General features: G+C 58.7%; 13 protein-coding genes. 4 read left to right on the forward strand and 9 right to left on the reverse strand.

The features are described 5' to 3' along the window. Positions 1-100 precede the first annotated feature (100 nt). Positions 101-790, forward strand: coding sequence for an energy-coupling factor ABC transporter permease (locus GTU76_RS07895; protein ID WP_180698377.1), 690 nt, complete (start codon positions 101-103; stop codon positions 788-790). Between the two features lie 65 nt (positions 791-855). Next, positions 856-1,071, forward strand: a complete 216-nt coding sequence (locus GTU76_RS07900) for a hypothetical protein (RefSeq protein ID WP_008078491.1) — start codon at positions 856-858, stop codon at positions 1,069-1,071. 6 nt (positions 1,072-1,077) lie between these two features. On the opposite strand, the gene yacG is transcribed toward GTU76_RS07900, so the two are convergent. The 5 genes from yacG to pilB are packed head-to-tail and all read right to left on the reverse strand — an operon-like array spanning position 1,078 to position 5,689. After that, on the reverse strand, positions 1,078-1,278 hold the full coding sequence (yacG, locus tag GTU76_RS07905) for a DNA gyrase inhibitor YacG (RefSeq protein WP_007959585.1): 201 nt from the start codon (positions 1,276-1,278) through the stop codon (positions 1,078-1,080). Next, positions 1,275-1,898 (reverse strand): dephospho-CoA kinase, encoded by a 624-nt coding sequence (coaE, locus tag GTU76_RS07910; RefSeq protein WP_134177320.1) that lies wholly within the window; start codon positions 1,896-1,898, stop codon positions 1,275-1,277. Before coaE ends, yacG begins: the two co-directional genes overlap by 4 nt. Then, positions 1,895-2,767 (reverse strand): prepilin peptidase, encoded by an 873-nt coding sequence (locus GTU76_RS07915; RefSeq protein ID WP_180698378.1) that lies wholly within the window; start codon positions 2,765-2,767, stop codon positions 1,895-1,897. The genes coaE and GTU76_RS07915 overlap by 4 nt, the downstream gene beginning before the upstream one ends. Position 2,768: 1 nt before the next feature. Continuing rightward, entirely contained in the window at positions 2,769-3,986 is a 1,218-nt protein-coding gene (locus GTU76_RS07920; protein ID WP_016986242.1) for a type II secretion system F family protein, read from the reverse strand. A gap of 2 nt (positions 3,987-3,988) precedes the next feature. Then, the gene (pilB, locus tag GTU76_RS07925; RefSeq protein ID WP_175553184.1) at positions 3,989-5,689 is read right to left on the reverse strand and encodes a type IV-A pilus assembly ATPase PilB; all 1,701 of its coding nucleotides are present in this window, start codon (positions 5,687-5,689) and stop codon (positions 3,989-3,991) included. 226 nt (positions 5,690-5,915) lie between these two features. On the opposite strand from pilB, the gene GTU76_RS07930 reads away from it, so the two are divergent. Then, positions 5,916-6,347, forward strand: coding sequence for a pilin (locus GTU76_RS07930; protein WP_175553185.1), 432 nt, complete (start codon positions 5,916-5,918; stop codon positions 6,345-6,347). 297 nt (positions 6,348-6,644) lie between these two features. Then, the gene (locus tag GTU76_RS07935; protein ID WP_016986244.1) at positions 6,645-7,001 is read left to right on the forward strand and encodes a BON domain-containing protein; all 357 of its coding nucleotides are present in this window, start codon (positions 6,645-6,647) and stop codon (positions 6,999-7,001) included. A gap of 270 nt (positions 7,002-7,271) precedes the next feature. Here GTU76_RS07935 and GTU76_RS07940 read toward each other — a convergent pair whose 3' ends face one another. From GTU76_RS07940 to GTU76_RS07955, 4 genes are all read right to left on the reverse strand, one after another. Further along, the gene (locus tag GTU76_RS07940) at positions 7,272-7,568 is read right to left on the reverse strand and encodes a DUF2845 domain-containing protein (protein WP_180698379.1); all 297 of its coding nucleotides are present in this window, start codon (positions 7,566-7,568) and stop codon (positions 7,272-7,274) included. After that, positions 7,568-10,519, reverse strand: coding sequence for a DUF748 domain-containing protein (locus tag GTU76_RS07945; protein ID WP_180698380.1), 2,952 nt, complete (start codon positions 10,517-10,519; stop codon positions 7,568-7,570). Before GTU76_RS07945 ends, GTU76_RS07940 begins: the two co-directional genes overlap by 1 nt. Before the next feature lie 219 nt (positions 10,520-10,738). Then, entirely contained in the window at positions 10,739-11,755 is a 1,017-nt protein-coding gene (locus GTU76_RS07950) for a class I SAM-dependent rRNA methyltransferase (RefSeq protein ID WP_180698381.1), read from the reverse strand. A gap of 138 nt (positions 11,756-11,893) precedes the next feature. Beyond that, a complete protein-coding gene (locus GTU76_RS07955) occupies positions 11,894-12,766 on the reverse strand; it encodes an oxygenase MpaB family protein (RefSeq protein WP_180698382.1) in 873 nt (290 codons plus the stop codon). Between the last annotated feature and the right edge of the window lie 11 nt (positions 12,767-12,777).

Consider the following 12,777-nt stretch of genomic DNA (forward strand, 5'->3'; position numbering starts at 1 on the left):
TCAAATGCGACAAGCAGAAAGCTTTGCTTGGCTGATGCTCATCGGGTGGCGGTGTAGACTGCGGCGAAGGACATCAACCCACAGATAAAGTGAGGGAATCATGATCGGTGCCGAACTGTTGTCCTCGGCGAGCCTGACGCTCGGCTGGCTGATTTATCTGCCGGTGCTGCTCTGGGCGATTGCGCGCGCGCCGTGGGTCGAGTTGTTCAGTGACAGCCGGCGTCAGCATCTGTTGTTCGGTACGGTATTCGCGTTGTTTCTGTTGTGGCTGGTGCGCAGGGATTTCGACACCGGCGTGTCCTATCACTTTATCGGCATGACCGCCGTGACATTGCTGCTGGATTGGCCGCTGGCAATTGTCGGAGGCCTGGCCGCACAGATCGGCCTGGTGCTACTGGGTCGTCAGGATCTGCTGGCGGTCGGGGTCAATGGCTCGCTGCTGATCCTGTTACCGGTGTTGATCACTGAATGTGTGGCGATCCTCGTCGAGCGCGCGCAGCCACGTAATCCGTTTGTTTATATCTTCTGCTCCGGATTCTTCGCTGCGGCGTTGTCCGCGCTGTTATGTCTGATCCTGAGCCTGACGCTGCTGTGGTACGACGGTCTCTTCGCCATGCCGGAGTGGCTGGAAGACTTCATCGGTTATCTGTGGCTGCTGCTGTTTCCCGAGGCGTTCATCAACGGCATGATCATCAGTGCGCTGGTGGTATTCAGCCCGGAATGGCTGGAGACCTTCAACCGCACGCGCTACCTTGCGGCGCCGTGGAAGGACGACGATCCCAAGTCTTGATCCATATCAAATCCGCCATGCGCGGGAAATTTCATGCTCGCACAAATCCCTCCAGGAGCAGCGGCATGAGTGTGTACGAGTGGGCAAGGCAGGAAACCCGGCAGAGTCTGGACATGGCGCAGGAAGTGGGCTTCGACCCGGGCTTGAGTTTGCGCGCCTTGCTCAGTGCAGTGGTGCAGCAGAGCAAGGCTGTGCGCAACGCCGAAGACCTGGCCGACGAGTTGCGTTTTCTCGCGGAAAATCTCGACGACGAACAGGACTACGGCTTTATGCGGCCCTGATCGGGATCAGTGGCGCGGATCGAAATCGCCGGAAAACAGTTCGTCCTCGGCATCCGGTGCGACCGGAATCTTGTGTTCTTCCGACGCCCAGGCGCCGAGGTCGATCAGTTTGCAGCGATCGGAGCAGAACGGACGGAATTTGTTCTCGGGGGTAAATTCCACGGGGGCGCCGCAGGTTGGGCATTCTACGGTTGGGATCTGGCTCATGCTTGGCCTCCGGATAAAGTCAGGTAAAAGTGATGCAGGCGCTCGACTTCACTGTGCAGCCAAGCGAGGTCGCGGTCGTTGACCACCACGTCGTCGGCGCGGCTCACACGGTCTTCGCGGCTCGACTGAGCCTTGAGGATCGCCTGAACCTGCTGCTCGCTGGTCTGGTCACGCTGCAAGGTGCGTTCGATCTGCAATTGTTGCGGGGCGTCGATCACCAGGATGCGCTGGGTCATCGCGTATTGCCCGGATTCGATCAACAGTGGCGAAACCAGAATCGCGTAAGGCGATTTTGCCAGCGCCAGATGATGAGCGATTTCCTCGGCGATCAACGGATGCAACAGAGCTTCGAGCCAACGGCGTTGCTCCGGTACTTCGAAGATCAGTTTGCGCAGGGCGGCGCGGTCCAGCGTGCCATCGGCCTGCAGCACGTCGGGGCCGAAGTGTTCGGCAATCTTCGCCAGCGCCGGGCGCCCCGGTTCAACCACCCAGCGCGCCGCGTGATCGGCATCCACCACGTGGACACCCAGATCAATGAAGTGCTGAGCTGCCGCGCTTTTGCCGCTGCCGATGCCGCCGGTGAGGCCGAGAATCCAGGGTTTTTCCACAGGGGTATTCATTTCAAACCGACAAACTGCCAATAGAAGTCGGTTATTTGACCACCCCAGAGCAAGGCAATCCAGCCGGCAATGGCCAGATAGGGGCCGAAGGGGATCGGTGTCGAGGTTTTCTGCTCGCGCAAGCGCAGCAAAACCACCCCGATAATGGCGCCGACCAGAGATGACAACAGAATGGTCAGCGGCAGAATCTGCCAGCCACCCCACGCGCCAAGCAGCGCCAATAGTTTGAAATCACCGTGGCCGATGCCGTCCTTGCCGGTGAGCAGTTTGAACAGCCAGAACACTGACCACAGCGCCAGGTAACCGGCCACCGCGCCCCACAGCGCATCGTGCAACGACACGAACAAGCCGAAACTGTTGACGATCAACCCCAGCCACAACAACGGCAGCACCAGCACATCGGGCAGCAGTTGATGTTCGGTGTCGATCAGACTCATCGCCAGCAGACCCCAGGTGAGGACGATCAGCAGGCACGCCGGCCAGCCAAACCCGAGATGCCAGGCGATGAAGGCCGAGAGCAAGCCGCAGGCCAGCTCGGTCAGCGGATAACGTTTGCTGATCGGCGCGGTACATGCTGAACAACGCCCGCGCAGGCACAGATAGCTGAGCAGCGGAATATTTTCCCACGGGCGGATCCGGTGGGCGCAATGCGGGCATTCGGAGTGCGGCAGCATCAGGTTGTAGGTCGGTTGCGGCGCTTCGCCGGGCAAACCGAGTACGTCGTGGGCCTGCTGGCGCCAATCGCGCTCGAGCATTTTCGGCAGACGCCAGATCAGCACGTTGAGAAAGCTGCCGACCACCAGACCCAGCAACAGGGCAGTGAAGACAAAGGCCAGCGGATACAGGGCAAACAGTTCGTCGATAGGCATGTCAGATCGCTGAGCCGAGTTGGAAAATCGGCAGATACATGGCCACCACCAGCCCGCCGACGATTACCCCCAGCACGACCATGATGAATGGCTCCATAAGGCTGGTGAGATTGTCGACCATGTTATCCACTTCCTCCTCGTAAAACCCCGCGACCTTGTCGAGCATTTCGTCCAGCGCGCCGGACTCTTCGCCAATCGCCGTCATCTGCACGGCCATGTTGGGGAAGACCCCGGTGCTGCGCATCGAAAAATTCAGCTGCATGCCGGTGGAGACGTCCTGGCGAATGCGCAGCACCGCGCGCTTGAACACAACGTTGCCTGTGGCGCCGGCCACCGAGTCGAGCGCTTCCACCAATGGCACACCGGCAGCAAACGTGGTCGACAGGGTTCGGGCAAAACGGGCGACCGCTGACTTGTACATCAGCGTGCCGACCAAGGGTAGTTTCAACAGCCAGGTGTCTTTGCGATCACGTAGCGCCTGGGAGGTTTTCAGTGCGTGACGAGTGCCGAAAATCGCCGCGACCAGCGCGCCAAGAATCGCCCACCACCATTGCTGCATGAATTCCGAAAGGCTGATCACCATCAGCGTGAAGGCCGGCAGCTCAGCGCCGAAACCGGAAAAAACCGACTGAAACTGCGGCACCACTTTAACCAGCAGAATTCCGGTCACAACCGCTGCGACCAGCACCACGGCGGTGGGGTAAGTCATGGCTTTCTTGATCTTGGCCTTGAGCCGTTCGCTTTTTTCCTTATAAGTCGCGACCCGTTCGAGCAAGGTGTCGAGCGCGCCGGACTGCTCGCCGGCATCGACCAGGTTGCAATACAACTCGTCGAAATACTGCGGCTTCTTGCGCAGGGCTGTGGCAAAGCTGTTACCGGCCGCGACCTCCTGTTTGACCTCGTCGACCAGCTTGCGCATGGCCGGGTTTTCAAAGCCTTCGCCAATGATGTCGAACGACTGCAGCAGCGGCACACCTGCCTTCATCATGGTCGCCATTTGCCGGGTGAACAGAGCGATGTCCTGGGCCTTGATGCGTTTGCCAAAACTCAACAACGACGCGGATTTTTTGCGCACCTTGCCGGGATTGATCCCCTGTTTACGCAGTTGTGCCTTGATCAGCGCCGGGTTTTGTCCGCTCAGCTCACCGGTGACTTTGCTGCCTTTCCTGTCCGTACCTTCCCAGGCGTAGATACTGATTTTTGCTGCCTTGACCGCCATGTTCAGTCCTTGGTGACCCGGTTGATTTCTTCAAGGCTGGTGATGCCTTGCATGGCTTTGTGCAGCCCTGAGGTGCGCAAGTCGTCGAAGCCGTCGCGGCGCATTTGAATGTCGATTTCCAGCGAGTTGCCTTCGGCCATGATCAAGCGTTGCAACTCCGGTGTGTTTTTCACCACTTCATAAATCCCCACGCGTCCCTTGTAACCGCCGTTGCAGTGATCGCAACCGACCGGCTCGTAGATCGTGAAATGGCCGATGCGTTCCTCGGGGAAACCTTCCTTGATCAGGGTTTCGCGTGGGATCTCGATGGGCTTCTTGCAGTGGCTGCACAGCTTTCGCGCCAGGCGCTGAGCGATGATCAGGCTGACCGAGGTGGCGATGTTGAAGCCGGGGATGCCCATGTTGTGCAGGCGCGTCAGGGTTTCCGCGGCGCTGTTAGTGTGCAGGGTCGAGAGCACCAGGTGACCAGTCTGCGCGGCTTTGATCGCGATCTCGGCGGTTTCCAGATCGCGGATCTCGCCGACCATGATCACGTCCGGGTCCTGCCGTAGAAACGAGCGCAGCGCCTGGGCAAAGTCGAGACCCTGTTTGGGATTGACGTTGACCTGGTTGATGCCTTCCATGTTGATCTCCACCGGGTCTTCGGCGGTGGAAATGTTGATGTCGACGGTGTTGAGGATATTCAGGCCGGTGTACAGCGACACGGTTTTCCCCGAGCCGGTGGGGCCAGTGACCAGAATCATGCCTTGAGGCTGCTTGAGCGCGGCCATGTACAAGTCTTTCTGCACCGGCTCGTAGCCGAGCGCGTCGATGCCGATCTGTGCGCTGGACGGATCGAGGATCCGGATCACCACTTTTTCGCCCCACAGGGTTGGCAAGGTGTTGACCCGGAAATCGATCGACTTGCTCTTCGACAGGCGCATCTTGATCCGCCCGTCCTGCGGCTTGCGCCGCTCCGAAATATCGAGACTGGCCATGACCTTCAAACGTGCAGCGATCCGCCCGGCCAGTTGAATCGGCGGTTTGGCCACCTCGCGCAGGATGCCGTCGGTGCGCACTCGCACCCGGTAGTTCTTCTCGTAGGGCTCGAAGTGCAAATCGGAAGAACCGCTTTTGATCGCGTCGAGCAACATCTTGTGAACAAAACGCACCACCGGCGCATCGTCGGCGTCGAGTCCGCCAATCGTGTCTTGCTTGCTGTCATCGATGGATTCGACATCCAGGCCGTCAAGATCGACATCGGCCATGTCTTCCAGGCCACTGGCGTGGGTGTCGAAGAATTTCTCGATGGCGTCGGTGAGCTTGTCGTCCTCGACCAGAATGGCTTCGGTGCTTAGCCCAGTGCTGAACTGGATGTCGTTGATCGCTTGATGGTTGCTCGGGTCGGAAATCCCCACGAACAGCTTGTTGCCGCGCCGCCACAAGGGCAGGGCGTGATGCTGGCGCACCAGTTTTTCGCTGACCAGCCCTTTGGGCTGAGTTTCTTTGTCCAGGCAATTGAGATCAAGGAACGCCATGCCGAAATGCTCGGAGGCGATCTCGGCGACCTGCCAGCTCTTGACCAGTTTGTTCTGAACCAGATAGCTGACCAGTGACAAGCGATTACGCTGAGCCTGTTGCCAGGCTTGCTGGGCACTTTTTTCTGTCAGCAACTCGGCCTGCACCAATTGCTTGGCCAGACCGCTCAGAGCGATGTCATTCATGGGGATTCCGCACGCTTGCCGTTCATGACTTATAGCCTAGTCAAGTGACAGCGCCAAACACGGCGGGTGCAGGTGACAAAAAGTGTCAGATAGTGCGGTTGCAGGTTGTAGGAAATGGCGGTGTGCGCGCTTTGCGCCCAATGTGCGGGGCTTCGAAGGCATTGGCATGGCCTATGCTGCATCCCTTTCAGATCATGAGATTTCGACTCATGCATGGAGCGTGTCTATGAAAAAACAACAAGGTTTTACTCTGATCGAGCTGCTGATCGTGGTGGCGATCATCGGGATTCTGGCGACCATCGCCTTGCCGCAGTATTCCAAGTATCAGGCGCGGTCGAAGGTGACGGCGGGGCTGGCGGAAATCAGTGCGCTGAAGGTGCCGTTTGAAGACACCATCAACCAAGGTACAAATCCTACCCTGGCAATCGTGAAGGGGGATGCGGTGGCCACTACATCCAACTGTGCATTGTCGGCTACAGGTACCGCCGCTGACGGCGCGGGATCGATCGTGTGTACGATCGCCAATGCTCCGGCACCGGTGCTGGGTAAAACCATTACGCTGACTCGCTCTTCGGGCACCGGCGCTGGTGTCTGGAGCTGTGCCACCACGGTGGCACCGGATTATTCGCCAAAAGGCTGCACCGCCAGCGGTACATAAGTTGAATGTGTGCTGAACAGAATGCCCCGCAATGCGGGGCATTTTTCATTGCACAACACATCACAAAAGCTTCAATAATTTCAGCGTCTTAGGAACTTTCCGAAAAACCGCAACTTGCATGTGAATATTGCGCAAGTCATGCAAATTGCATGATTCCGGAAATATCTATAATTGATAACTTATTGATTTATATAAACTTTATTCGAATGGAAAAGTTGGCACAGCGTTCGCAACTACCTTGGTAACCCTGCTGACAAGACAACCAGCAGACTTTCCAGAAAAACAGGAGTTACTCGTATGAAGAAGTTCGCTATCACTGCCGCTGCTGCTACCGCGCTGACCCTGACCATGGCTTCCGGTGCGTTTGCACAATCCACTCAGGCTACCCAGGCTCCAATGACTCTGGCTGCCGGTGAAATGACCAAGGCTAAAGAAACTACTTCCGATACCTGGATCACCACCAAAGTCAAAAGCGACCTGGTCACCGAAAAAGGCATCCCGGGCACTGACATCAAGGTAGAAACCAACAAAGGTGTTGTATCCCTGTCGTCGACTGTAGCTATCACCGAAGCTCAGAAAACCACAGCAGTGAACATCACCAAGAAAATCAAAGGCGTCAAAGCGGTCTCCGCTGACGGCCTGAAAGCCGAGTAAGGCATGACTTCTCGCCTGGACCGGGAGAAGACGCGACAGACGGGCCGAGCAATACGTCTGCCGCAACTTTAGAGTTCATGCGAACGGTCACACGGATGTGACCATTACAGGCCCCGCCACTTGTGTCGGGGCCTGTTCTATTTCAGGGGCAACACAAAACAAATGTAGGAGTGAGCCTGCTCGCGATAGCGGTCTGCCAGCTAATGAAATTGCTGACTGACACACCGCTATCGCGAGCAGGCTCACCCCTACAGGGGGGATCGGTGCGGGTCAGTTGCCGCGTTTGCTGTTGATCTGGCGCAGGCGATTGCCTTCGAAGCGCAGGTATTGGTACATGCCGTTGCTCGGGCCGTAGGTCCATTCCTCGACCTGAAACTCTTCGCGACGATTGGCGCTGCGCTTGTAGCCGAGCACATCACGGCTGACCGGTTCGCCACACTTTTGCAGGACTTCGCTGGAGCGGTCGCCAAGGCTGATCAGTTGACTGCCGCAGCGCAGCGTATCGGATGCCAAGGTGTGGCTGGCCACGAAGGTCATTGCAATCAAGGCCAGCCACTGCAGTTTCATCATTCGGCATCCAGATGCATTTGCGTGACCACGCGGCCATCGCTCTCGGCTTCACCGAGATTGGCGTCGATGAAGTACACACGGTCGTCTGCCAGTTGGCCTTTATCGACCAGATAGTCCTTGATGCTGCTGGCGCGGTCCTGACCCAACTGACGCAACAGCACGTCGCTGCCACTCCAGAACTTGATCACGCCTTCGCGCATCTTCGCCGTACGTTCTTCCTTGCCCAGATCCTTCCATTCGGCCGGTGGCTGGGTTTTCAGACGGGTGCGGTAAATGCCTTCGAGCAGTGGACCTTTTTCGCTGTCTGGCACTTGCAGCAATGAAGCCTGGGCCGGGACCTTATCGCCGCGACGCTGGAGCATCTTGTAGTAGTTGTACTGGTATTCACGTTCCAGACGTTGCTCGGCGAGTAACGGACCGTCACTGCTTTTGGCCGCAGTGCCTTCGATTTCCAGACGCAGTGCCGGACGCTCCTTCAGCGCCTGAGACAGTTTGATCAGCGCCGCTTCGGCATCCTTGCTCAACTCGCTGGAACCCGGAGCAAACGACACGGTGCCAAGGTCTTGCGAACTGCCACCACTGATCAGGCCACCAATCATCTTGAATGGCGCGGCGGCGGCTTTGACGATCAGGTTGCGCAAGGTCTGCCAGACAATCGGCATCACGCTGAATTGCGGGTTGTTCAAGTCGCCGGTCACCGGCAACTCGATGGAGATCTTGCCGTCGACGTCCTTGAGCAGGGCAATCGCCAGTTTCAGCGGCAGGCTCACGGCATCCGGGCTGTCGACTTTTTCGCCGAGCTGCAATTGCTCGACCACCACTTTGTTTTCGGCTTTGAGCTGGCCCTTGGTGATCAGGTAATGCAGGTCGAGGTTGAGCCGGCCCTTGCGGATGCGGTAACCGGCAAATTTGCCGGAGTAGGGCGTCAACGTTGTCAGCTCGACGCGTTTGAAACTGGTGGCGATGTCGAGGCTGGCCATCGGGTCGAAGGGATTGACCGCGCCCTTGATGGTCACCGGTGCATAACGGTCGACCTTGCCTTTGATGTCGACGCTGGCCGGTTTCGCCTGACGGCTGTCAATGGTGCCGATCTGGCCGTTGAGTTGCTGCACGGCGGTGGCGAAGTTCGGCGTCAGGCTGAAGTCGGCGAAGTTGGCCGAACCGTCATTGATCGCGATGCCGCCGATGTGAATGCCCAGCGGTTTGTCTTTGCTGGCCGGTTTCGCCGCTGCGGTTTTTGCGCCGCTTTCGGCAGGCTGCGGTATCAGCAAATCATCGATGTTGGTGGTACGGTCATCGTTGATCATGAACCGCGCGTAGGGCTGGAACAGGTTGATTCTGTCGATCGACAGGCTGTCGCCGTGCTGGTAGTTCAGGCCTTCGACCACCACTTGCTGCCACTTGAGGAAGTCGCGGGTTTTCAGGGTGTCGAGGGTGTGCAGTTGATCGATCTGCGCGCGGCCGGTGACGCTGAGCGCCAGTGGTTCGGTGCTCTTGAGATTGACCTTCAGATCACTGCCGAGCATGCCGCTACGCAGTTCCAGGCGAATGAACGGATTGATGTAGGACTGCGCGACGCGCAGGTCGATGTCCGAGGTTTTCACGTTGAGCTGGGCGTTGACCGGGGCCAGATTGACCGTGCCGTCGGCGGTGATCTTGCCTTGCTTGCCCACGCCGCTGTCGAGCTTGAGCTTGAAGGGCGAACCGTTGAGGCTGTCGAAGTCTTGCAGATCGACGTTCAGCGGCGTGATATCCAGTGCCACCGCAGGTGTTGCCGAACGGTCGGCGAGATGCACGGTGTAGTTGCGCAATTGCACGTCTTTGAGTAGCACTTGCCAAGGCTTGCTCGGCGCAGTCGGTTCAGCTTTCGGCGAGTCGGCAGCCGCCGGCGTACTCGCAGGTTCAGCAGCGGCTTTGGCGGCCGGTTTCGACGGTTGGCTGGCGAACAGTTTCTGCCAGTCCAGTTGGCCATCGGCTTCGAGGGCGGCCCAGGTTTCCAGTTTGTTGCTGCGGATCTTGCCGACCACCACTTGCTGCTTGGCCAGGTCCACCGAGGTCTCGCTAACGTCCAGGCGTTCAAGTTTCGCCAGTGGGCGTCCGTCCGGTGCCTTGATCGCGAAGGGCGCGATGCTGACGGCGACGTTGTTCAGCAGCAGTTCGGTTTCTTTCGACAGATTGAGTTTGTAGTCGGTGCTGAGGCTGATCACACCGTCTTCGAGCACCAATGGCACCGAATCACGCACGTAAGGCCAGAAGGCTTTCATCTTGCCGTCAGTGATTTTGAGGGTGCCTTCGGAGGTGAACGGGATCAGGCTGAAGTTGCCGCTCCAGTCGATTCGCCCGCCGGCGGGGCCGATGGCGACCAGGGTCATGTCGGCGCTGTCTTCGGGCAACGTGCTGAGGTTTTTCAGTTCGAAGCTGAGGTCATCGTAAAGAAACTCGATGGGTTCGCTCGGGCGCACGTCCTCAAAGTGCACGACGCCGCCAGCCAGTTTGATGTTGTCGATGCGCAGCGGGAAGGGCTTGGCGTTCGGGTCGGCGGGTGTTGGCTCACTGGCCGGCACATTGAACAGGCCGAGCAGGTTGAGTTTGCCGTCTTTGGCGAAAAGGATTTCAGTCTTCGGCTTGTCCAGCTCAATGTTGGCCAGATGCAGGGCTTTGGTCCACAGGCTGTCGATTTGCAGGTCGGCGTACAGGCGATCGAAACCGATCTGCTCCTTGCCCGGCTCGCCAATGACCAGCCCCCACAGGGTGACTTCAAGGCTGAACGGGTTGAGCTCGATACGCTGGATATGTGCCGGCACCGTCGCGTAATTGGCCAGTTGTTGATTGGCCACACGCAGGGCGATGCCTGGCAAAATCAGAAACCCCAGCAGGCTGTAGAGGGCCAGAGCAGTCAACAAGGCGCCAATCGCGCGAATCAATCCTTTGGGCATGTGCGGCTTCATCTGTCTGAATCGGAGTGCCTTGGAGTATGGCACGCGATTCTGGTTCCGAAGTACCTCGCATGGGGCAGGATTGTTCAGATTTCTCTGTAATCACAAACACTGTGGGAGCGAGCTTGCTCGCGAAAGCGGTCGTTCAGTTGATAAATATGCCGAATGACATGACGCTTTCGCGAGCAAGCTCGCTCCCACAGGGGGATAGTTGTTAGCCGTACGCAAGTGTCACAGCTGCAGGATCAGGGTTTTCAGCGGCGGTTGCTGATCCATGGACGGGAAGTCCGCGCCGGGAGTCATCACGCTCCACTCGCGCACTGGCCGTCCGGCCTTTTCGGCACAGCGCAGCACCTGCTCGCGCCAGTCGTCCATGCTGACTTTCGCCAGGTTGTTGCAGCAGATCAGCACGCCGTTGTCGGCGGTGCTCAGCAGGGCCGGCTTGAGCAGGCTCTGATAGTCGCGCAGCAGGTCGACGGTGCCGAATGCGCTCTTGGCCCACGCTGGCGGATCGAGCAGCACCAGGTCGTATTGGCGCTGTTCCAGACGCTGGTAGCTCGGCAGTTTCTGTCCACGGCGCTGACTGATCGGCAGGCCGGCGAGTTGGCGAATGGCCGGAAAGTAGTCCGACTGGATGAACTGCATCTCTGGCAACTGCGGGTTGAGCAGACCGTTTTCGCGACCGACCGCCAGATTGCCTTCGGCGAAATCCAGATTGCACACTTCACGCGCACCACCGGCCGCCGCACTGAGGCCGACGCCGCAGGTGTAGGCAAACAGGTTGAGCACGGATTTGCCCTTGGCGTTATCCTTGACCCAGCCGCGCGTGTTGCGCAGGTCGAGGAACAGCAGTGGGTCTTGTCCGGCATGGCGCCCGCGTACGCGGTAGTTCAGGCCCCATTCGTGACCGACCAGATCGGCCAGTGCAGCGTCTTCGGCTTTGTAGACTGCGTCTTCGCGGTCGATGCGCGAGTTGCCGCGAGAACGGTCGTTGTAGACCAGCAAGGTTTCCAGGCCGAGGGTCTGATTGACCATGGCGTGCAGTTGCAGCAGGTCATCACGCTCCAGCGTCTGGTGAAAGCTTTGCACCAGCAGTTGCGGGCCGTAGCGGTCGATGGTCAGACCGCCAGCACCTTCCTGGCTGCCGTGGAACAGCCGATAACAATCGGTGCCCTGGCGGTGCAGCTCGGCCAGCAGATCCTGGCGTTGTTCGAGGGCGGCGCGCAGCGCCTGATTCAAGGAAGACATGCGGGCGCCTTGCTGGAGAGAATGGGGGCGCGGGAGTTTAGCAGCTTGGCGGGTAACCGAGGTGCTGCCTTCGCGAGCAGGCTCGCTCCCACATGGGAATGCATTCCAAATGTGGGAGCGAGCCTGCTCGCGAAGCTTTTAAGTCAGCAAACCCATCCGGCGTTTGGCCCGCTGCACCGAACCATTGCGCATCGCCCAGCGCAGCATCGGCGCACTGCGTCTGACGCTGGCGCGAATCAGTTGCCGTTGCAGCGAACTCTGCCGGACATCAAGCATGTCGCTGGCCCAGTCCGGCAGCAGATCGATACCGGCCTTCATCATCAAATCGCCAAACGGCCGCGCCAGAACACTGGGCGCCGGCGCGTCGAGCAACAGGCGCAAGACTTCGCGGCTGCGGTCATCGCAGAGCAACTGCGGGCGCACGCGTTGCAGATACTCGGCCACGGCTTGCCGCGATTTCGGCACATCCCGCGCGCCCAAACGTTCAGCCACCACGGCAATTTCCGCGTAATAGCGATCCTGATCCACGCCTGACAACTGCGGATTGCGATAGCGTAAATGTGCTGCAAGAAAGTTACTGACCTTGGCCACGTGCACCCAGGTCAGCAAATCCGGATCGCTCGCTGCATAAGGCCGGCCATCCGGTGCATTGCCGACCACTTGCAGATGAATGGTGCGCACTTTCTCGATCAGCCAGTCGGCATCCCGCCGCGAACCGAAGGTGGTGCCGGAAACAAACTGACTGGTGCGCCGCAAGCGTCCGAGCATGTCTTCACGGAAATTCGAATGATCCCAAACCCCGGCCAATGCCAGTGGATGCAAAGCTTGCAGCAACAGCGCGCTGATGCCGCCGATCAACATGCTGCTGAAATCTCCATGTACCTGCCAACTGATCGAATCCGGACCGAACAGGCCAGGATCGCCCTTGGGGTTTTCCAGGTCGAGTTGGCCGAGTGACAGCCCGGTCAGGCTCATGAGTTGGTTTTCAATACGACTGCGGATGAATTCCATGACCACTCAGT

Origin of the sequence: Pseudomonas crudilactis, from assembly GCF_013433315.1 — a bacterium.
Lineage (GTDB): Bacteria > Pseudomonadota > Gammaproteobacteria > Pseudomonadales > Pseudomonadaceae > Aquipseudomonas > Aquipseudomonas crudilactis.